The organism is Paenibacillus sp. GCM10028914, assembly GCF_042666275.1.
In the GTDB taxonomy this organism is placed as follows: Bacteria; Bacillota; Bacilli; order Paenibacillales; family Paenibacillaceae; genus Paenibacillus_AQ.
In genome coordinates, this window is record NZ_JBHTFO010000020.1 from 1 (window position 1) to 640 (window position 640).

Consider the following 640-nt stretch of genomic DNA (forward strand, 5'->3'; position numbering starts at 1 on the left):
CCACGTCCTTCATCGGCTCCTAGCGCCTAGGCATCCTCCGTGTGCTCTTAGTAGCTTAACCTAATGCTTCGGTTTTGCGCTCATCGCTCTGTTGTCCGCTTGTTTCTCAATTGAACTTAATCAAGGTTGAAACAAGCTTCCAAAGGATCGATGATCTCAAAACCTTCGCGTGCTACCCTTATTAAAACTTGTTGACACAAGTTTCAGCTAAAAGGATATTTCTAATTCGCAAATTCGTTTCGTTATCTAGTTTTCAAGGATCAAAAAAGAGATGAAATTATTTGGTGGAGCCAAGGGGGATCGAACCCCTGACCTCCTGCGTGCAAGGCAGGCGCTCTCCCAGCTGAGCTATAGCCCCTCAAATTCCATCAAAACTGAGCAAATGAAATCACGTCATTGGTTACTTTGCTATTGCAAAGTGATTCGGCGACCTTGCGGTCAACCTACATATTTGAATGTCTTCGTTGCAGAAGACGATTCTCCATAGAAAGGAGGTGATCCAGCCGCACCTTCCGATACGGCTACCTTGTTACGACTTCACCCCAATCATCTACCCCACCTTCGGCGGCTGGCCCCCTTGCGGGTTACCCCACCGACTTCGGGTGTTGTAAACTCTCGTGGTGTGACGGGCGGTGTGTAC

1 tRNA gene and 1 rRNA gene are annotated in these 640 nt (G+C 48.1%); both read right to left on the minus strand.

Annotated features, from left to right (window positions below):
* Nucleotides 1-282: 282 nt before the first annotated feature.
* Nucleotides 283-358, minus strand: a tRNA-Ala gene (locus ACFQV5_RS25230).
* A gap of 129 nt (nucleotides 359-487) precedes the next feature.
* Nucleotides 488-640 (minus strand): 16S ribosomal RNA (locus ACFQV5_RS25235); the annotation flags it as partial.